Annotated in this window: 18 protein-coding genes; 3 read left to right on the plus strand and 15 right to left on the minus strand. The window is 55.0% G+C overall.

The annotated features are described in order from the left end of the window. Positions 1-67 precede the first annotated feature (67 nt). The 15 genes from ARB25_RS10070 to ARB25_RS09120 form a co-directional block, all read right to left on the minus strand. The gene (locus tag ARB25_RS10070) at positions 68-598 is read right to left on the minus strand and encodes a HEPN domain-containing protein (RefSeq protein WP_156327728.1); all 531 of its coding nucleotides are present in this window, start codon (positions 596-598) and stop codon (positions 68-70) included. Continuing rightward, a complete protein-coding gene (locus tag ARB25_RS09055; protein WP_055287502.1) occupies positions 564-1,772 on the minus strand; it encodes a DUF262 domain-containing protein in 1,209 nt (402 codons plus the stop codon). The genes ARB25_RS10070 and ARB25_RS09055 overlap by 35 nt, the downstream gene beginning before the upstream one ends. A 757-nt stretch (positions 1,773-2,529) precedes the next feature. Beyond that, positions 2,530-3,552 carry a dTDP-glucose 4,6-dehydratase gene (gene rfbB, locus ARB25_RS09060; protein ID WP_055287503.1) on the minus strand — a complete coding sequence of 341 codons (1,023 nt, stop codon included), beginning with the start codon at positions 3,550-3,552 and terminating at the stop codon, positions 2,530-2,532. 24 nt (positions 3,553-3,576) lie between these two features. Next, positions 3,577-4,476: a glucose-1-phosphate thymidylyltransferase RfbA gene (gene rfbA, locus ARB25_RS09065; RefSeq protein WP_055287505.1), complete on the minus strand. Its 900-nt coding sequence runs from the start codon at positions 4,474-4,476 to the stop codon at positions 3,577-3,579. A 27-nt stretch (positions 4,477-4,503) separates the two neighbouring features. Next, positions 4,504-5,919, minus strand: coding sequence for an MATE family efflux transporter (locus ARB25_RS09070; protein WP_055287507.1), 1,416 nt, complete (start codon positions 5,917-5,919; stop codon positions 4,504-4,506). Between the two features lie 33 nt (positions 5,920-5,952). Beyond that, a complete protein-coding gene (locus ARB25_RS09075) occupies positions 5,953-7,185 on the minus strand; it encodes an O-antigen ligase family protein (protein WP_055287508.1) in 1,233 nt (410 codons plus the stop codon). 9 nt (positions 7,186-7,194) lie between these two features. Beyond that, positions 7,195-8,139: a glycosyltransferase gene (locus ARB25_RS09080; RefSeq protein ID WP_055287510.1), complete on the minus strand. Its 945-nt coding sequence runs from the start codon at positions 8,137-8,139 to the stop codon at positions 7,195-7,197. A gap of 17 nt (positions 8,140-8,156) precedes the next feature. Then, on the minus strand, positions 8,157-9,374 hold the full coding sequence (locus ARB25_RS09085) for a glycosyltransferase (RefSeq protein ID WP_055287512.1): 1,218 nt from the start codon (positions 9,372-9,374) through the stop codon (positions 8,157-8,159). Then, positions 9,367-10,572 carry a Coenzyme F420 hydrogenase/dehydrogenase, beta subunit C-terminal domain gene (locus tag ARB25_RS09090; protein ID WP_172676359.1) on the minus strand — a complete coding sequence of 402 codons (1,206 nt, stop codon included), beginning with the start codon at positions 10,570-10,572 and terminating at the stop codon, positions 9,367-9,369. Before ARB25_RS09090 ends, ARB25_RS09085 begins: the two co-directional genes overlap by 8 nt. A gap of 13 nt (positions 10,573-10,585) precedes the next feature. Beyond that, positions 10,586-11,704 carry a polysaccharide pyruvyl transferase family protein gene (locus ARB25_RS09095; RefSeq protein WP_055287515.1) on the minus strand — a complete coding sequence of 373 codons (1,119 nt, stop codon included), beginning with the start codon at positions 11,702-11,704 and terminating at the stop codon, positions 10,586-10,588. Next, positions 11,704-12,813 (minus strand): glycosyltransferase family 1 protein, encoded by a 1,110-nt coding sequence (locus ARB25_RS09100; protein ID WP_070100768.1) that lies wholly within the window; start codon positions 12,811-12,813, stop codon positions 11,704-11,706. Before ARB25_RS09100 ends, ARB25_RS09095 begins: the two co-directional genes overlap by 1 nt. After that, positions 12,814-13,563, minus strand: a complete 750-nt coding sequence (locus tag ARB25_RS09105; protein WP_253276085.1) for a sugar transferase — start codon at positions 13,561-13,563, stop codon at positions 12,814-12,816. It lies immediately after the preceding gene. Between the two features lie 84 nt (positions 13,564-13,647). After that, a complete protein-coding gene (locus tag ARB25_RS09110) occupies positions 13,648-14,238 on the minus strand; it encodes a hypothetical protein (RefSeq protein WP_055287516.1) in 591 nt (196 codons plus the stop codon). Between the two features lie 324 nt (positions 14,239-14,562). Next, entirely contained in the window at positions 14,563-16,326 is a 1,764-nt protein-coding gene (gene thrS / locus ARB25_RS09115; protein WP_055287518.1) for a threonine--tRNA ligase, read from the minus strand. Positions 16,327-16,555: 229 nt separating this feature from the next. Continuing rightward, entirely contained in the window at positions 16,556-16,987 is a 432-nt protein-coding gene (locus ARB25_RS09120; protein ID WP_055251579.1) for a double zinc ribbon domain-containing protein, read from the minus strand. A gap of 486 nt (positions 16,988-17,473) precedes the next feature. Between ARB25_RS09120 and ARB25_RS09125 the strand changes: the two genes are divergently transcribed. The 3 genes from ARB25_RS09125 to ARB25_RS09135 are packed head-to-tail and all read left to right on the plus strand — an operon-like array spanning position 17,474 to position 20,696. Further along, positions 17,474-18,928 carry an NAD(P)/FAD-dependent oxidoreductase gene (locus tag ARB25_RS09125; RefSeq protein WP_055287519.1) on the plus strand — a complete coding sequence of 485 codons (1,455 nt, stop codon included), beginning with the start codon at positions 17,474-17,476 and terminating at the stop codon, positions 18,926-18,928. A 1-nt stretch (position 18,929) separates the two neighbouring features. After that, positions 18,930-20,282: an NAD(P)/FAD-dependent oxidoreductase gene (locus tag ARB25_RS09130; protein ID WP_082421959.1), complete on the plus strand. Its 1,353-nt coding sequence runs from the start codon at positions 18,930-18,932 to the stop codon at positions 20,280-20,282. A gap of 3 nt (positions 20,283-20,285) precedes the next feature. Beyond that, positions 20,286-20,696, plus strand: coding sequence for a DUF1667 domain-containing protein (locus ARB25_RS09135; RefSeq protein ID WP_055287521.1), 411 nt, complete (start codon positions 20,286-20,288; stop codon positions 20,694-20,696). Positions 20,697-20,959 lie beyond the last annotated feature (263 nt).

Consider the following 20,959-nt stretch of genomic DNA (forward strand, 5'->3'; position numbering starts at 1 on the left):
TTCCTAGAACCTGTTGTTGTGGTGATTTCAGATTCTAGGACGAAGGCCGTTCTTCGTTAAACGGGCGCTAGGGTGTCACCCTTACACCAACATTTTCGACGCGATCTGTATGAGCGCAGCGCCCGCGAAGAGCGCCGAATGAATTAAGAGCCGGAATTAGATCATCCGAAAATCTAACATCAGCCAATAAAAACGGGCTGAACAAGGTATTTAAATTATTCTCTTTAATGCCATTGTTGGCATTAATCTGTTCGTTTCGTATGCCAAGAAAAGCCTTAGATGCGTTTTCCAGTGAGTTAGGATTGTCTTTTAAAACCTTTTTATCGGAACCGGCTGCAAAAAGAAAAGCACTTGAGAGCTCGGAGTAACACCCTTCTTCAATTTGAGCCAAAGCAACGGCACCCAATTTGCGTGACAAGCCCTCAAGATAGGTTTCAACTTCTGCATGCGTTAATAAAACACAAGCAGAAGCATCGATTTGCTGATTATCACTATAATCCCCAAGAGGGTCGGATTCCTCGGGCAGGAAATGACTTGCAAGCGAGTTAACCCTGTTACGCAAATCAACGTATAGTGGACTGCACAACTGTCTTCCCATCCCCACCAAAGCTGAGCGTATTAACAGAACATTCAATGGTTTCATGCAATTGTTTTGCCCATAAATCAACACGAGAAACTAACGCAGTCTTTGTTTTGGTAGAAACCGTACATTGAGATATAAAATCCGGAGAGGACAAAATTCTCTGAAGTGACATTGCCACCTCGGCTTCATGATCTAAAATCGCCTTACGAACTTCTTTGTCATTCAAGGGATAACATAGGGAATCGAACACAGCCCTATTGAAACTCGGTTTTTTCTCTCTTTGAATTAGAGAGAAAACCGGTACCGCTAATCCCCCATTATTGGCCGAGACGATTTCATAAAGCGATTTACATGCAGAAATCGTGGCTACCGCTTCGGATGCCATAACCTCGTATTGCGTGGGATCATCCATTAGATTTAGCCATTGCGTCGTAGAGTCAAGGAACTCCTTTAAGTTACCATTGTACAAAGAAGGCCTATACACGACCCCGCAATACCTTGTCAGCATCTCAATGTCCCTCATGCGAAAGTCTTCGCAGTCAGCTGACTTGCTAAACAACTGGGCAAAAGTATAATCACGCTCGGTAAATTGCGTCGCATATTTTGTGAAACTACCCGGAAATAAAGCACTACGCAATTCTTGAGTATTAAGCGAGACGCTTCCTGAATTCAGCCTATAAAAAATGGAATACAAAACGGAATCGTTATTCCATCCTACAAGCCTGACCGCCCTGATCGTTGCGTTGTCAAGAGCGTCTTTATAGTCTCCCTCGAGTTCTTCATACTTCAAGCCCTTAAGGTCCGTCAATAAATCGGGCTGAGAAAGCGGAAGACGATTTTCATAAAAATCTAAGACGCTAAGGAGGCGCTGCTTACCATCAAGAACAAGATACTTCCCGCGGCCATTGGGATTTTGTGCAATTACGATTTGCGGAACCGGAATGCCCAAGATAAGCGACTCGATGAAAGCAGACTTTTTACGAGCATCCCAGACTTGTCTTCTTTGAAAGGAAGGAGACAAATCAATATTGCCTTTCTTAATTTGACCGTAAAGCGTCTCCACGGTCCAGTCAGAGGATGAAACGGAGAGACTGTTAAACTCACTTGCAGTCGCCCCAAAGTCTTCTTCAGATTCAGTATTACACGAATCAAAGCCTCTCTGCAATTGTTCATCAAGAGTAAACAGCATGTCTCTGTCCAATCGATTTGCTTAGAGCAATTTTTATCTAGTTAGATATTACCAATCTGACTCACATTTCAAAATCCAAATAGATACCGACGTGAGAGGCACCCAGCCCAACAGACTCAGTTACCTGAACAAGCACTATATGAAATGGAGGATTATTTGCTTTTCAACTTAAACAAAATCGCCATTCACATAAGAAAGAAACCCTCAAGTCGAGCAATTCCCATTAAACACAGAAACACGGGAAAGACTTTTGGTGAGAACACATCACGAGATCCCTTTTTAACCACGCCATGAGCGATTCAATGGCATGACGTTTCATGCAAAGCCAACTAGTTGCTCACGTTCACTTAGAAGCAATCCAAGCGGCCACAGAGAAAATAAAACAGCGAGCACCAAAAATGAGCTGTCAAAGTAAGGGGAGTGCGCTCATCCGCATGGATTGCCCGCTCGACACCAACAAGACAAAAATGCTTATGCAAGTCTTCGACGGTTCTGCGAAAGGCAGTCAACGACAATCAGCACACAGCAAAAATTCAGCTGATGGGGATTTATCGTTGGAGAAAACCCGTTAACCGCAACAACAATTGGCAGAATCATCCAACGCGGGATGCAAGGGCAGCTCCGCGACGATCCCCAACATGACCACCGCGCCCTTATGTAGGATGGCCAAACGCACGAATAGCATGCGCGTTTTCGATGCACAGCGGCTCAAGCCCTTTTAACGGAGCACAAGTGCCACGTTCCGGCACCACATCACCTACCACCCCTGTGCGCGGTAGCGGGCCTCGGTGGCCTCCTTGGCCGGGCGCCACCAGGACTCGTTGGCCACGTACCAGTCGATGGTCTGCTTCAGGCCCCCGGCGAAGTCGGTGTGCGCCGGCCTCCAGCCGAGCTCGCGCTGGAGCTTGGTGCTGTCGATGGCGTAGCGGCGGTCGTGGCCGGGGCGGTCGGCGACCCAGTCGAAGTCCTCGGGGTCGCGGCCCATGGCCTCGAGGATCATGCGCAGGACCGTGATGTTGTCCCTCTCGCCGTCGGCGCCGATGAGGTAGGTCTCCCCCGTGCGGCCCTTGGTGAGGATGTCCCAGACGGCCGAGGAGTGGTCCTCGGTGTGGATCCAGTCTCGGACGTTCTCGCCGCGGCCGTAGAGCTTGGGGCGCACGCCGTCGACGATGTTCGTGATCTGCCTGGGGATGAACTTCTCCACGTGCTGGTAGGGGCCGTAGTTGTTGGAGCAGTTGGAGATCGTGGCGCGCAGGCCGTAGGTGCGGGTCCAGGCGCGCACGAGCATGTCGGAGGACGCCTTGGTGCTCGAGTACGGGCTGCTCGGGTGATACGGCGTCTCCTCGGTGAACTTCGCCGGGTCGTCGAGCGCCAGGTCGCCGTAGACCTCGTCGGTGGAGACGTGGTGGTAGCGGATTCCGTATTTGCGGACGGCCTCCAGCAGGCGGAAGGTGCCCTCCACGTTGGTGCGCAGGAAGGGCTCGGGGTCGGCGATGGAGTTGTCGTTGTGGCTCTCGGCGGCGTAGTGCACGATGGCGTCGTGACCGGGGACCAGCTCGTCGAGCAGCTCCGCGTCGCAGATGTCGCCGACGACGAGCTCCACGCGGTCGGAGGGGAGCCCCGCGATGTTCTCGGGGTTGCCGGCGTAGGTCAGCTTGTCCAGGACGGTGACGTGGACGCCCGGGTGGTTATCCACCACGTAGTGCACGAAGTTGCTGCCGATGAAGCCGCAGCCGCCCGTGACGATGATGTTCCTGGGCTCAAAGAGCTCTTCAGACATATTTCTATCTCCCATTGGATCGGATTAGTACTCGCGCGGGCTGTTGACGATCTCGCCGGCGGCGACCTTCTTCAGGTGCCGCCCGTAGACCGACTTGCCGTAGGCCTCCGCGGCCTGCCTGAGCCCCTCGGTCGTGATCCAGCCGTTCTCCCAGGCGATCTCCTCGGGGACCGAGACCGGCAGGTCCTGGGAGTGCTCCACGGCGCGGACGAACTCCGCGGCCTCGTGCAGGCTCTCCATGGTGCCGGTGTCCAGCCACGCGTAGCCGCGGCCCAGGGTGACGACGGACAGCGTCCCCTCCTCCAGGTACATCCGGTTGAGGTCGGTGATCTCGAGCTCGCCGCGCGCGGAGGGCTGCACCTCATGCGCCTTGGCGGCCACGTCGCCCGGGTAGAAGTACAGGCCGGTGACGGCGTAGGAGCTCTTGGGGCGCTCGGGCTTCTCCTCGATGGAGACGGCCCTGCCCTCGCCGTCGAACTCCACGACGCCGAAGCGCTCGGGGTCGTCCACGTGGTAGCCGAAGACCGTGGCGCGGCCCGACTGCGCGTTCTCGACGGCCATCTTCAGGTGGCGGCTGAGCCCGTTGCCGTAGAAGATGTTGTCGCCGAGCACCAGGGCGCACGGCTCGCCGGCGATGAAGTCCTCGCCGATGGTGAAGGCCTGCGCCAGGCCGTCGGGCGAGGGCTGCTCGGCGTAGAGCAGGTTCACTCCGTAGCGCGAGCCGTCCCCGAGCAGGCGCTCGAAGTTGGGGAGGTCCGTCGGCGTGGAGATGACCAGGATGTCCCGGATGCCCGCCAGCATGAGGGTGGACAGCGGGTAGTAGATCATGGGCTTGTCGTAGACCGGCAGCAGCTGCTTGGAGGTCACGAGCGTGAGCGGGTACAGGCGGGTGCCGGAGCCGCCGGCGAGGATGATGCCTTTCATATTAAAATCCAATCCATTTTGATGTAGCTATCGCTGTTTCTTCAGTTTGGTCAAACATGAAGCAACGCTTTTCAGCGCAGAATGATTAAGCAAGAGATAGCCAACGTAGACTAATGCATATAGAATCGCCGCAGTTCCACCAGATAAAAGCTCAGTGAACAAGACAAAAGCGGCTGTAAGCAGGATTTCCTGAAACGGCCTAGTTGAACCAGGGGCACTAAGCTGTTCGTTCAGATAGAGCTCGGACCACAACGACCTGCCAATAATGCAGATAACGGCGCCACACAGGACGGCGTCGAGTGAGTTAAGAACAAGAACACCGAATATCGAAAAAACAGCGCTACAAATAACAGTGACGATATTCAACTTCAGGAGCAGCTGTTCTTTACGAAGAACCTTGAAATAGGTAGTACAGCAAAGGCTCATCTTTGTATTGAAGACGCATATCGGAAGTAAGAGCGCAAAATATCTAAGGCTCTCGGCATATTGAGGAAGCCACGCCCCCAAAAACCAAACCATAGGGAAATAGAACAAAAAGATTGCAGGAAAAATGAGTTCGATGGCATTTCTTATGCCAATGTAAAAACGAACTCTCTCCTCATCAGAACCTGTCCTAAGAGCAGGAAATAAGACCATGCTCGCCTGCGAGACAAAAGTGATAAAGAAATTGACAAGAGAGAGGGAGAACGAAATTTTTGCAAAGGCGACGATACCCCAAAAATGATCGATAAGAAACCTAGATACCCCGAGGATCAGTGTGTCGGCGATGTTCGCAATCATCAGCTTTACGCCGACGATGATACTGCGGATACCGTCCTTAAGCGAGTTGCCAAAAGACACTGATTTAGCACATAGGATATCCCTGCCCATCCAAGAGCAATATATGAGCGCAATAATCTTCGAAACGAGATACGCGTAGACATAGGGATGGTAGTCCGAAACCTTAAATCCAATTAAAACAAGGAGCGGAGCCAGAAACACCAGCCTGTCTAGCATTGTAGAAAACGAAAATAGCTTAGTTTCGTTCATAGCCTGAAAGACAAAGCCCAAATAACTTGTCAGGTTATAGACGACGATGTAAAGCGCAAAAGACGCGATAACAAATACTCGATTTGCGTCATCGACAAGAGGCAACGAAACAAAAGTGATGCCGAGGCAAATCACTGCCTGGAAACAAGCACCGAAGATATACTGGGATTTTATTGAGCTCTTATCGATTTCATCACGAGAGAGACCCCCGTTAATCAAGTAGACACCATCATTCAGGCCAAGGTGAAAAAAGCCGGAATAGGTCGTATAAAACATGAACAGCTGCCAGTATCCATAATCAGCAACACCAACGATTTTCGGCACGAGCAGTGACATGACGACACTGACCGATAGAGAAATAAACTGTGCAGCAAACGCAATCATAGTGTTGCGTGCAATAGACGAATAATTCATTCAACCTCGTTTGTTTAAACTAACATCCTTGATTTATTCAGAAATCAAGGATGGGCCTGACTCGCACAAATCTGAATACCGAGCACTCGTTCTACCCAGAACGAGTCCACAGGAAGCAAACAAGATAACCGTTGGCACCCACCAACCAAGCTCACAATAAAATATGAGCTCCGCACAGCATATACAGGAGACGGTAAATAGTACTTGATCGAGTTCGCAACCCGACCTGAACGAACCGATGCCAGCGGAAATTATCAAGAATACAAAGCTACAAATTCCAAGAAAACCATATTCATACAGCATTGCAAGGAAACCATTATCCACCGTTGAAAAACCGCTAATTTCAACCGTCGTGCCCAGCATAGTCACGCGACTACTGCCAAAACCATTTCCAGTAAGCCAAAACAGCGGCCTGCTTAAAAAGCTATGAATAATATAGGCAATGGCTCCGGAACGCTGGCTATATGAAACATCAGTTTCAAGCTCACCAAATCGAGAAGCCACAAAGTTAAACAGTCCAAACTTGTAGAGAATAAAAACGAGTAGCAATACAGCTGGAATTAAAAGGGCAATTAAATTCCATTTAGAATACTCGGGGTTCTTTAGGCGAAAGACCAGGTACACCGATGCTAAAGCAATGAGAATAATCCACGCGCTACGACTCTTTGTCAGAAGCAGAGCGACCAAAAGAACTACAGAGCATAAGAGACGTTTCATCCTGCCCGTCTCCAATTTATAGTTAATTACCACAGCAATAACTATCATTTGGCCAAATACGATTGCATGACCGAAAAAACTACGCAGTCGATACAAGGATGGATTATCAATCGTTACAGTTTGCAGAAAAGAAAAGGAACCATTTGTAACTAGTCGTTGACCTAAAACAATTTCAAGGACAAAGCTAAATAGGCAGGCGAACACCATAACGTTGCGAAGCATAAGCAATGCAGACTCAACCCAGTCATCATTCTTTGCTTTACCGTAAATATAACCAAGAAGAATGCAAAAGAAATACGAGCAGACCGTAAGGAGGGATTCGTTAATGCTTCGGGACGTAAACGCAATAGCAGAAAAGAAAACTATCGCGCCCATAACGACAATGGGAATGGCGTTATTTAAAAACACTTTGTAGAGACGCCCAGAAAGAACTTCTTTGAAAACGAGCAATCCTAGAACAGAAAAAAATAGTCCTTTAACGGGAGAAATGACACTTAAGATTGCGGCGAAAATCAAAATAGTGAATTCATTAGTAAATAGCTCAAGCATTCTAAACACCTACTTACTGTCACAGGAACTGATTAAGGCCTTAAAGTCACCAAGCAGGGAACGATTTGACAGTTCATACTTACGATATTTTAGAATGGTGCCTAAATCACTTATTTTTAGGCCACCTACGAGCAAGTGCAAACGGGCATTTAAAACAGAACCGTAATGCTCTATATGCGCAGAAGATATACGATAATCGCCAGGATTACTACTGCAGTATTCTTCTAAAACCTTAGAAAATCTCAAGCACATCCCTATCTCAGCAACACGAGATTTCCTGTCAATATGTCGCATCTCAGTTGCATTAGAGTCATGCCTACGGAACCGAATCAAGGGCTGATTTAGAAGTCTGAGGGTCCCCTTCAGTAATGAGAAGCGCCATAACATACCGTCATGAGCAAAATCATCCTGCCAATATGGCATGATTTCCCTTATAAAACTCGATTTTACGGCATACGAACATCCAGGGCGCCGTACCGACATAAACTTGCTATCGAAAACCGGGGCCTCCAAATCGTCCAGAGGTTTGGAATCATCGACAGCACCATAGACTGTTACTTTTTTACCGCCGCTCTCATAAAACGGCTCGACGGCGCAGCTGAGAACGTCGATAGAGGGGTCCTTCTCGAGGATTGAGGACATCACAGCGATTTTATCGGGTTCCCAGATATCATCCTGGTCGCACGGGAAGACGATTCCATCGTCTATGGATGCAAGGTCGAGAAGCCGCTTAAAGCTCTTGCGCCAGCCGAAATTAGAGCGATTCTTGTTGATGGTCCAATTACCGAGTCCGTGTTCCTCGATATATTTGACAATGTGATCGAACGACCCGTCTGTCGAGCAATCATCCGCAATCAGCACTCGGTCCGGAGACACTGTCTGAAGTCTTAAGCTATCTAGCTGCTCAGTAAGATATCGCGTGCCGTTGTAAACTGACATCACAACCGTAACCATTAAAAACCTTCATCCAATTAAAGCTTAGCCATTAGCTGATCGTAAATACCGATAAGACGTTCTACATACGCGGTCTTTTCGAGGCAGCTGAAGTCCGCCTTCTCAACCGCCCCCCTGTAACGCGAGTAAACATCGGGATCGAGCATATTGACCATTGCGGCGGATAGCGACTCGGCATTGCCCGCGCTGAAGACCTCGCCGAGACCTTTCGACCTCACAAAGGAGGCAGCGTCGCCGACATCAGAGACGATGCACGGCAGACCGGCAGCGATCATGGCCTCATAGGCGACAAGCCCGAACGTCTCTCGGCAAACCGAGGGCATAACGATTGCACGTGACCGCGTCATGACGGAAAGCACCTTGTCATGGGGCAGCGCGCCCATGAATTTGATATCCGGATAACTGTCCGACAGCCTCTTCAATTCGGTACCGTCACCGATGACGATAGCGTCCACACCGGCCCTACTGGCGGCTTCGCAAAATAAATCGCAGCCCTTTTCAGGGCTCAGGCGACCAACGAATAGGTAAGCCTCGCAATCTGCATCAAACCCATGCTGGAATTTGTCCGCATCGACGTAATTTAAACAGTCGAATCGCTCGGCATCCCATGTTAGATAGGGCTCAATCAACCGACGACTGGAATCTGAAACGAAGGCGACAGCCGGGCGCAGCGCTCTCAAAACATATCCCTGCACGGAAAAGCGAACGGATCGATACAGTTTTTGGATATATGAGCGCTTGTCACAGTTGTGCAGCAGGCACTTCGGAGAACCGGGGGCAATTCCGCAGTTGCAATGATTAACATAATCGTAGAGTCCACCGTTGGAACAAACGAGGAAGTACTCATGGGCTGTGATCAGGCACTTGAACCCCCGTCGCCCTATGGCCGTGAATATCGAGGGAGAAAGGGAGTGCGTCCAAGAGTGAACGTGGACGACCGTCGTCTTCGGATCGAGCTGCTTCAGTAGATCATCCAGCGCCGTTTCCGAGCGCCTGTTCCAGATACCCTGAGCAGCGCCGGAGACGCCCCCGTTCAGGACGTCGTTCTGCCCGCAATTGACACAAACAACGCCCGATTCGATTAAGGAGGGATCGGGGTCACCCAACGCTGAAAAGAAATAGCTGTTGACACCTATCCTCGCCAGAGCAGCTGCTGTTTCGATTGCGATTTTTGAAGCTCCGCCCCCGATATGGGGACGGTCGCAAATCGTTATCACTGTGGTGAAGTTACTCATGCACGGTCCTAGGTTTAATAGATCGGACAAACCGCTTTACACGCAGGCGCATCGACGGGGGGAGCAGCATTTTCAGACGGTCGAAAAGAGTCGCATTCGGCGCCAGGACGGAATCAAAGACTTGTAATCCTGTAGCCTCGAACTGCTCGATAACGGCATCGCGCCTCTCCTCAAGATCAGAGCGCTTATTAGGATCTTCATGCAGCAGCACATCATCCGGAGCAAGGCCGTTGTTAGAGTAGGCGACGTAATCGCCTATTTCATCGATCAATTTTGCCCCGCGCTCGGTCTTCACGATAACGGCCGAAACACCCTTCTCGGGATGTCCGCAGTCTTGGACAGACTCAGAACGCCAGGAATCACCGAGGATGATGTCGGCAGGACTGTCGCACCCTCTGAAAGGACAGCCGTAGCAAGACGATCTGCTGATCAGGCCTTTGATGTAGGAACCATAAAAGGGATCGAATGCAGCGGGTCTCTTTATAATCCTGCCGTCGGATAACTCGATTTTTATGTTATGGCCCCATCCGAATTTCGATTTATCTCTAAAAGTCAGTGCGGTGACATCGGACTTCTCCCGAAGCTCGAGCCAGCCAACATAGGAACGAAACATGGAAGAGCTTGGTACACCGTGGCAAACAACGCTGACGGTTGTCAGCCCATCCATCGGTTTACCCAAATAGAGACGCAGCGCGGAAACCTGACAAGGAGTACCGCTGAAGAGGACTCGCTTGCCGGATTTGAGATCGCTGAGCACTTCGGGATACGATTCGCTAGCATCGCTCTGGACATATTTGGACTTTTGCAGGAGCGCGATTTCGGCAAGCTCGGATATACCGATATGCCTGACGTGATCGACGCCATCCCAGGCGGCGCCGTAAACGCGCCCGCCGTCCGATAGTATACGTTTCGCAAGAAGGGAGAAGACGCCGCCGGACGAACTTTGCGCGAGCTCGTCCGGGTCATCGCTCTGCAAGACAGCGGCGCGAATGGCCTCCGAGTCCGCGTCGACTTGGTTTTCGGCCGGACAGGTACGCAGGCAAAGACCGCAGGAGGTGCATCTCGCTGCGTCCACCACGGGATATTCGAAACCGTCGGGCGAGGTACGCATAGTAATAGCGGAAAAAGGGCATTTGGCCGCGCAAGCTCCGCAACCAAAGCAGGCCCGGTGAGAAACTGTGTCGATGTTCTTGCTCAAGCTAACTTTCCCCCTATTGCTCAAGAGCATCCAAGAGCCATTTTTTCGAAAACGTGATGAGCGACTCCACGTCGGACAGTCGCTTCTCATAGCCCTCGATTCCCGTAGCGTTCATGTGACTGTCATAGCCATCTAGCAGACGATCCTCGGTATTCGAAAGCCTCGAGAGGCTCTCGACTCGAGAGTTTTGAGAGCGCTTGTCGGTCTCCTCAAATCTCTTGAAGCAGTAATAGTCTTTGCGGAAAATTTGAGAAAACAGCGTACCGTGCAGCGAATCGGTTAACACGAACCGCGCGCTCGCCAGATAAGCGAGCCATTCATCGGGACCAAGCCCGTAACGCGGATTGAGCTGCTCGTCGACAGCATTTTTACCTGAACCGACAAGCGTCACGACCTCGCAGCCGAGCTCTTTTGAAATCGAATCGACAGCTTTCCTGTAAAACGGCCTATTCCCAAGGAAATAGCAGACGATTTTCCCGGGCTCAGGACATTTACCGTTGATGAGCGGGGCCCAGTCCTCTTTCGACAGGAGCAGGACAGGGTCCACAACCTGTGAAGGGCGCTCGAGACCGAGGGATTCGACAAAATCCGCGCCCGCATCTTCACGAACAGACACAGAGCTGAACGTTTTAATCAGATCGGTAATGATCTTTTTCTTCCTCTGCGTGGTGCTCGTGACACCGAAGCTGGGTGCATACGCGATTCTCTTATCGCTGTCGCTTAGAAAGGAGAGATAGAAATTCCTATTCAAAAGATAAGGGGACCAGATTTGATCAGATCCGCAGACGTATGCATCGTATTTTCCCCGTAAATCGACCAGTCCGTCTGTATCGACAATCCGATCAGTGGTCTCGATGTTCTGGCTCAAAAAGCGATTGAATACGTCAGCCGTCGAGGATCCGAAGTCATCATGTTCCTTCTTGCGATTGAATAGCTCGCGTGCTTTGCCAGCAAATAAATCGAAGGAGTTCCGGTTGATCGCCCAGTTCAGTAGCTTTTCTTTAACGCAGGGAAGATAGTCGGCGTCGACAACGTCATGCCCTTCTGCCTTCAAAAACTGCTGTAGGGCATAAGCCTGAAGCAACGTACCGAAATTTTGATTATGGAGCCACGTTAAAATACAAATTTTCATTAATTCACCGTTTCAAATAACTTCAGGTAGTACTCTTCGAGCTTGGGCGCTGCCCTAAAGATGTCATAAGATTCAAGCCCCAGAGATGCTTGGGGATCGGAACGATTAACGACATCTGTGCGTGTGGTAAGGATCGCATTGGACCAGCCCTCAATGCCCGCACTCAGCGGAACGAAGCTGCACCGACCGGATAGCGCGACCTCGTTGGGGACCCTCTCAGAGCAGATGCACGGGAGACCGGAGACCTGGGCCTCAATCGCGACCATTCCGAGGCCCTCGTACAGACTAGGGAGAACGAATAAATCAAGCGCCTGATAGACGTCCTGTACATTGGAAATCTGACCGAGAAAACGCACCGCTGACGCAATTCCCAGCGAGCGCGCCTTTTCCTCCGCCTGCGGTCTCAACTTTCCATCGCCGCAGATAACAAGGATGGAATCAGGATTCTGAGCATAAACCGCCTTGAAAACATCAAGCAAAAACAGCTGATTCTTCTGGGGGATGAACCTACCGATATTCCCCAATACCAGCGTATCGTCCTGCGCTCCAAGCCCAGCACGTTGCTCATCCCTAATCGATCGATTGAAAGAAAAACTGCTCAAATCGATAGCATTATTAAAGACGGTAAAATGGGATGAGCCGAACAGCCATTTACCGGCATACTCAGTACAGGCCGCCAAATCAGTTGGATACCTTGTCGAAAACAGTTTCAAAAAGCCTTTAAGGGCATTTTTTGCAAACTCGCCTTTGCCGCTCGTCGAGTGGCTGTGGGCGATACGCACGGGTACCCCTGCCTTCTTCGCGGCGCGAAGCGGAAAGACGGAAAGCGCGTTGATATGGCTGTGCACTATCTTCCAGCCCTCTTGCGTAAAGAGGCTTTGAAGCTCTCGCTGATATTCAATCGCATGCTGGTAGGGCGGAATCTCAAAGATTCGACCACCAAGCGATTCGATCTCTTCACGTGGCACGAGCGTCGAATCTGAATCGACAAGAAAATCGAACTGGACTTTACTTCGGTCAATATGGCGATAATAGTTCATGACAACGGCCTCGACGCCGCCGCCAACCATCTTGCCAACAATCTGGGCTACCCTAATCGGTTCAGTCATCTAGTAAGCACCGCCACCGGTAAAGACCTCAACGACTGTGAGGAGAACAATCTTTAAATCGGTGACCACGCCGCGTTTGGCGATGTACTCCAGGTCGCGTCGGACCATGCCGTCGAAATCGGTGTCGTTGCGGTCCGTCACCTGCCACCAGCCGGTGATCCCGGGCTTCACGGCCAAGCGCTGCAGGTCGTACTCGGTGTACTCGGCCACCTCGTTCGGCAGCGGCGGGCGCGGACCCACGACCGACATCTGGCCCAAGAAAACGTTCAGGAACTGCGGGAACTCATCAATGGAGTGTTTGCGGATAAACCTGCCGATCTTGGTGACGCGGGGGTCCTCCTTCATCTTGAACATGGCCCCGGCGATCTCGTTTTGCTCCTTGAGCTCGGCGAGGCGCTCGTCGGCGTCCCTGTACATGGAGCGGAACTTCCACATGCGAAAAGTGGTTAAACTACCGTCGGAACGGGTGCGGCCCACACGGATCTGGCTATAGAAGGGGCTCCCCTCGCTCTCGAGGCGGATGGCGGCGGCCAGCACCAGTCCGGGGATCGCGATGAGGACGAGCGCGGCACCGCTGAACACGATGTCGAACGCACGCTTCACGGCCCTATAGACAAGGCGCGAGCGATCCCAGTCCATGATGGATTGCATGGCCTTGTAGCGGCCGACGCCCTCACGCCGGTCCATCGCCTGAGCAATCAGCGCCGCCCCCACGGGCGCATTGCTCTCTGTTACTTCTTTAGCAGTCACAGTCAAACTTACGTCCCCGTTCCCCGGGGATCCCCCAATCGGTAAATTCAAAAATGCGAACGAATAGCTGGTGCGACGTCTCCCTTACGTTTTGCTAGGAACGTCGAGCGGTAGCAGCTCCCTAAATGCGGAGTCACCTTCGCCCACGTCTACCAGGCACCAGCGTTTATGGCGGACGATCTTTTTAACGCGGGCCTCTTGCCCCACCAAGGGACCCTGCTCTATGTGCAACACGCCGTCTTCTATGCGCGCTACGCTGTTGCGCACAACACCGTCGTCGTCCAACACGCTGCGGTACCAGTCCTGTGCATCGTCCGGCATGGGCATGTACGCCCGCTCCCTACTGCCGGCGATGCGACAGCCAAAGCTCAACTGGGCCAAAGCCCTATCGAGCGCGGCGGCATCGTGCGTAGCGACGAAGAAGTATTCCTTGTACATGGGTTTGATTTGGAGCGACCAAGCGCCGTCCCGCTTAAACCAGAACTCCTTTTGCATCACAAAAGCGTCCTGCATCAGCTCGTGCGGGATAATGCGGCGGACCTTTTCGCAGGTCTCGCGCTCTTTACCGTTGGGGGTGTGGACCAGATACCAGCGGACGCGGCCGTGCTGACAGTTGGTAGTGGAGCCGCTAAAGGCACCGGGCAGCTGCTCTTGGCGCCGCATTGTCTGTTCCATCTCTCGCCCCCTTTTCTTGTCTCCGCGACACACGCGGATGCAAGGGCGTTAAGAACAGGCTTCTCGCTCGCAGCTAGGCGCAGTCGCAAAAGTACAGGTTTTTGTATCTTTCGACGGAGTTCATTATACGAGCAAACTGCTCGCGTTTTCTCAGATTGCACAAAATGCGCCGCGAATGGGTGCATCTCCATACCCCTCTACAAAAACCTGTACCTTTTTGCACAACAAAAAACCGCTCTAACCAGCGGCTTTTCTTCTTTAGACAACAAAAAAGGCGACCGCCCGCGAGGACGATCGCCTTTGTTAATTCTTGTATTGTTTGTGCTAGGCGCGAGTCTTGATCTCCTCGAGCACCTTGGCCACAAACTCATCAACGCCCATCTGAACGGTCTCGTTGGAACGATCGCGGACGGAGATGTTGCCGGTCTCGACCTCCTTCTCGCCCAAGATGAGCATGTAGGGCACGCGGTCGATGCTGCGGGCCTCGCGGATCTTGTAACCGATCTTCTCGTCGCGGTCGTCGCAGACCACGCGAATGCCGGCCTCCTCCAGCTTGGCGCACACCTCGTGGGCGTAGTCGCGGCTCTTCTCGGAGACCGGAAGGGCCTTGACCTGCACGGGAGCCAGCCAGGTGGGGAACTTGCCCGCAAAGTGCTCAATCAGAATACCGATGAAGCGCTCGATGGAGCCAAAGCATACACGGTGCAGCATGATGGGGCGCTTCTTGGTGCCGTCGGCGTCCACGTACTCCAGGTCAAAGTTGAGCGGCATCTGGAAGTCGAGCTGAACGGTACCGCACTGCCAGGTACGGCCGAGCGAGTCCTCAAGGTGAAAGTCGATCTTAGGGCCGTAGAAGGCGCCGTCGCCCTCGTTGACCTCGTAGTCCATGCCCAGCTTCTCCAGAGCGGTGCGCAGGCCCTCCTCGGCGCGCGCCCAGTCCTCGTCGGAACCCATGGAGTCGTCGGGGCGGGTGGAAAGCTCAACGTGGTATTTAAAGCCAAACTTTTGGTACACGGAGTCGATGAGGTTGACCACGCCCACGATCTCGTCGGTCAGCTGATCGGGACGCACAAACAGGTGGGCGTCGTCCTGGTTAAAGCAGCGCACGCGGAACAGGCCGTGCAGGGCGCCGCGCAGCTCGTGGCGGTGCACCAGGCCAATCTCGCCGGCGCGAATGGGCAGCTCGCGGTAAGAGTGCGGCTTGGAAGCGTACACCAGCACGCCGCCCGGGCAGTTCATGGGCTTAATGCAGTACTCTTCGTCGTCGATGACGGTGGAGTACATGTTGTCCTTGTAGTGGTCCCAGTGGCCCGAGGTCTTCCACAGCTGCTTGTTCATGATGAGCGGCGTGGAGATCTCCACGTAGCCGGCCTTGTGGTGGATCTCGCGCCAGTAGTCCAGCAGCGTGTTCTTAAGGATCATGCCGTTGGGCAGGAAGAACGGGAAGCCGGGGGCCTCGTCGCGCATCATAAAGAGGTCCATCTCGCGGCCGATCTTGCGGTGGTCGCGCTTCTTGGCCTCCTCCAGCATGTGCATGTGCTCGTCGAGCTCCTCCTTGGTGGCAAAGGCGACACCGTTGATGCGGGTGAGCATCTTGTTGTCCTTGTCGCCCTTCCAGTAAGCGCCCGAGACGCCGGTGAGCTTAAAGGCCTTGAGGGCCTTGGTGTAGCAGATGTGGGGACCGACGCACATGTCGATGTAGTCGCCCTGCTGGTAGAAGGTGATGCGGGCGTCGTCGTCCAGGTCGCCGATGTGCTCGACCTTGTACTTCTCGCCGCGCTCCTCCATAAGGGCGATGGCCTCGGCGCGGGGCTTCTCGTACACGGAGAACTTGAGGTTCTCCTTGACGATCTTCTTCATCTCGGCCTCGATCGCGGGGAAGTCGTCCTCGCTGATCTTGACGCCCTCGGGCAGGTCGACGTCGTAGTAAAAACCGTTGTCGGTCGCGGGGCCGTAGGCAAAGTCGGCCTGGGGGTACAGGCGCTTGATGGCCTGCGCCATGATGTGCGCGGCGGAGTGGCGGATGACGTGCGTGACCTCGTCCTGCGGGAGCTCGGCCACCGAACCGTCATTGTAGAGTGCCTTCATGGGTATGTTTTCTCCTCTCGGATGCCTGATGCAAGTGCGTGCGATGCGCTCGGCGTTTTTGACTTGCATCATTATAGGCAGGTTGCCTTGGTATACAAGCGCCCGCCGCACCTTAATGGCACGGCGGGCGATTTTCTACGCATGCTTCATCGTGTGGGGCGGGTTGAGCGTGTGGCTTGCGCGGGACGCGCGTCGCCCATGGCTTGCGGCCGGCCCGGCGATGGATGCGTTACTGGATGCGAGTTCGGCAGTAGGGGCAGACCTTCCAGTGCGCATCGAGCGGGCGATGGCAGCTGGGGCAGACATTGCGTACCTGGGTGTCGCACACCGGGCAGACGACAAAGTCCTTCTCGATGGGCGCGCCGCACTGCGGGCAGGTACCGTACTGGGCAAGTTGGCGCTCGCGCAGGGCCATGTCCAGCTCCTGCTCCTCGCGGTCGGACGCGTAGGAGTGCGGGCGCAGGACCAGGTAGGCAATGAGGCCTACAAACGGGATGAGGGCGATGATGCCCCATGCCACGTAGGCGCTGGCGCCGCGGCGGCGAGCATCGATGAACACATAGACGACCGACAGCACATACAGGGCGATGATAAAGCCAACGAAGGCATAGACGACGCCCATAAGCTGCGGCGACATGAGCTCGGAGATGTACTTGGACATTACGGGTACCTTTCGGAATATTAACAGTCCGGTCAAGTTTACCACGGGGTTTGTTTATATGGGACTACGGCCGGGTACGGGGCCGGCGCGGACACAAACATCTCAATCTGTAACAGGTGGGAGCGGAATTCGGGTCTAGATGTTACAGAACGAGACAAACGGAGGGGCCGCCTGGCAAACGTCTCGATCTGTAACAACTGGGACCAAATTTCCCCTCTTACTGTTACAGATCGAGACAGAAGAATCTCTCCCCGACTTCAATCTCAATCTGTAACAACTGGAAGCCAAATCCTCAGCTTACTGTTACAGATCGAGACAAAACTTCAACGTGGTAGCCGGCAGACGAGGTTGTCGACATTGCTGGGTCTCCCCTCGCCTGCCGTTGGCGGGTGTTGCGAGGCTGTTCGCCGCATTGCCGCCGCACTGGGGGTGTGCGGACCGTAGGATAGTCGTATTGACGGCCTGTCAACTCGTCTGGGAGGCACTGTGACAGAAACGTTTGATATCGCAATTGTGGGCGCGGGCATCACCGGATGCGCCATCGCGCGGCAGCTCGTACGCTATGACCTGTCAATTTGCGTGGTCGAGGCGGCCAACGACATCGCCCTGGGCGCATCGAAGGCCAACGGTGGCCTGGTGCATGCCGGCTACGATCCGGCACCGGGCACGGTAAAGGCGCAGGTCAACGCCCGTGGTTGCGAGCTGTATGGCGCCTGGGCCCAGGAGCTCGGATTTTTGTTCCACCGCACCGGTTCGATGGTGTTGGGCTTCAACGACGAGGACCGCGCGCATCTGGAGCAGCTGCGGAGCAATGGCCTTACCAACGGTGTGCCCGAGCTGTCAATCGTCGGACCCGACCGCATCCACGAGTTAGAGCCGCGCGCCAGTGCCGATGCAACGTGCGCGTTGTGGTGTCCCTCGACTGGGTTTGTCGACCCGTTTGAGGTTGCCATCGCCGCGCTGGAAAACGCCGTGGCCAACGGGGTGACGTTTATGCGGTCCGCTCCGGTGGAAGCGATTGAAGTCGTGGGCTCGGGCGACGACGCGCGCTTTACGCTGGCGACCTCCGCTGGCAACGTGCGCTGCCGCTACCTGATCAACGCTGCGGGCAACGGCGCCGCCGACATCTCGCATATGGCGGGCGCCGAGGAGTTTCAGATGGTCTGGCGCCAGGGCAACATCGTGGTGCTGGACAAGGAACCGCGCACGCTCATGCCGCTCTACCCCGTTCCCACGCCGGTGTCCAAGGGCGTTATCGTCACGGGTACCGTACATGGCAACACCGTGATTACCGCGACGGCCGCCGTGCGCGAGCCCGGCGATACGCAGACCTATGCGAGTGATATCAACACGCTCCTGACCGGTGCACGCAAACTGGTGCCCGATCTGGACACGCGCCGCGTGGTGCGCGTGTTTGCCGGCGGTCGTCCAGTCATTCAGGGAACGAACGACTTCTTTATTGGACAGTCGGCCGTGGTGCCGGGGCTTTTCCAGGCGGCGGGCATTCAGTCGCCGGGCGTGGCAAGCGCGCCAGCCATTGCCGAGCGCATGGAGCAGGTACTGCGCGATGCCGGCGTGGCCCTGCGCGAACGGGACGATTGGGACCCGATTCGCCGCGCGCCGGACGACTTTGACCACGCACCGCTTGCGCGCAAGGAGGAGCTGATCGAGTCCGATCCCGCGTGGGGGCAGATCGTCTGCCGCTGTGAGACAGTGCCCGAGGCCGAGATTGTGGCCGCGATTCGACGCCGCCCGGGCGCGGTTTCGGTCGAAGGCGTCAAGCGCCGCTGCCGTGCCGGCATGGGTCGGTGCCAAAGCGGCTTTTGCCAGAGCCGTGTGGTGGCGATTCTTGCCCGAGAGCTGGGCTGCGACCTCAGCGAGGTATTACTGGAGGACGCCGGCTCCTGGCTGGTCGAGGGACCTTTGAAGGGGGTGCGCTAGGATGGCGACGTTTGATATGCGCGACGAACGCGCGGAGGCCGGAACTGTAACGTCGGTGTCGACGCAGGCCTTCGACGTGGTCGTTATCGGCGGCGGACCTGCCGGCATGGCGGCCGCGCTGGCCGCGCATATGGCAGGGGCACGCGTAGCCATCGTGGAGCGCGAGCAGCACCTGGGCGGCATCCTCCGCCAGTGCATCCACCCCGGCTTTGGCCTGTCGCACTTTAAACAGGAGCTCACCGGTCCCGAGTACGCGCAGCGCTTTATCGACCAGGTGCACGCAACCGACATTACGCTGTTCCTGAACAGCATGGTGATTGGGATTGATTCAAGCGAGTCTGCAGTTGACACCGCGGTCCACACCGTCACGCTCATGAGCCCTGCCGACATGCTGCAGCTCACCGGGCACGCGATCGTCCTTGCCATGGGTTGCCGTGAGCGCACCCGCAGCGAGATCAAGATCCCCGGCAGCCGTCCCGCTGGCGTGTTTACGGCCGGCCTGGCGCAGCGATACATCAATATCGAGAACCTCAAGCCCGGCTCGCATGACGTCATTTTGGGCTCGGGCGACATCGGGCTTATCATGGCGCGCCGCTGCACGCTCGAGGGGATTTCGGTCGAGGGCGTGTACGAGCTCATGCCGTACGCCAACGGCCTGCGCCGCAACGTTAAGAACTGCCTGGACGATTTTGGAATTCCGCTGCACCTGTCCACCACCGTCACACGCGTGATCGGCCACGACCGCGTGGAGGCCGTCGAGGTAAGCCAAGTCGACGAGAACCTGGCGCCCATTGCCGGGACGGAGCGCATCGTTCCGTGCGACACACTGCTGCTTTCGGTGGGATTGATTCCCGAGAACGAGCTTTCGGTTGCCGCTGGCGTTGAGCTTGACCCGCGCACGCGCGGCGCCGTGGTGGACCAGAGCCTGCAGACGGGCATGCCGGGCATCTTTGCCTGCGGAAACGTGCTGCACGTGCACGACCTGGCCGACAACGTGACGACCGAGTCTGAGCGCGCCGGCGCGGCTGCGGCGGCGTACGCGCTGGGGACCGGCGCGGGCGCCGTTCCGGACTGCGAGCTCTCGGTCTCCCCTGCCGGCATCGCGGGCTACGCGCTGCCGGCACGCATTACGGCTGTGGCACTCACCAAGCTCAACTTCCGCGTGCGCCGACCCGTCGACGCCGCCCGCGTGCGTATTCTGGCAGGCGGCGAGGAACTGTTCGCAGGCAAGGTCCGTGCATTTAAGCCGAGCGTCATAGAAAGCTTCCCGCTGCCGGCGAAGGTGATTCAGCGCGCACTCGACCTAGGTGCTAGAGAGATTATTCTGTCTGTCGATCCCATTGAGGAGGCATAGCTCATGAGCACGAATGCGACCGAGACGCTGCAGTTCAACTGCACCACCTGCCCATCCGAATGCCTCCTGACCGTAGAGGTAGGGCGTGACGCAGACGGCGCCGTGGTAGAAGTGCGCTCCGTAACCGGCAACAACTGCCCACGCGGCGATAAGTTCGCGCATCAGGAGCTCACCTGCCCCATGCGCGTGCTCACGACGACCGTGGCAGTATCTGGCGGCGACGAAGCCCTGCTCCCCGTGCGCACCGCCGAAGCCATCCCGCTAGAACTCCACGCCCAAGCCATGGCCCTCATCCGAGGCCTAGTCGTCAACGCCCCCATCCGCATGGGCGACGTCGTCCTCCCCGACCTCCTCAACACCAACATCAACCTGATCGCCAGCATGGACATCGACCGAGCCCAAGTAGCTAATTAAGGACGGGGCACTTTTAGCTACTCCACCATCCACCCGGTCCTCCTCCGCAGTTGCGGTGAAATACGGACCGTTTTATGGCTTCAGGCCGCTAAACAGTCCGTATTTCACCGCAGCTTATGAGGGCCGCATGGGATGCAAAGGAGTGTCCCAAGGTGCCGGCATAGACGATATGAGCAGGACATAAAAACATTGAGAGCCCCTGCTGCATGAAAGACCGCGGATTAGGCCGACAACGGTGAGTGTCTAATCCAACCGTGGCGGCC

The organism is Collinsella aerofaciens, from assembly GCF_001405375.1.
In the GTDB taxonomy this organism is placed as follows: Bacteria; Actinomycetota; Coriobacteriia; order Coriobacteriales; family Coriobacteriaceae; genus Collinsella; species Collinsella aerofaciens_F.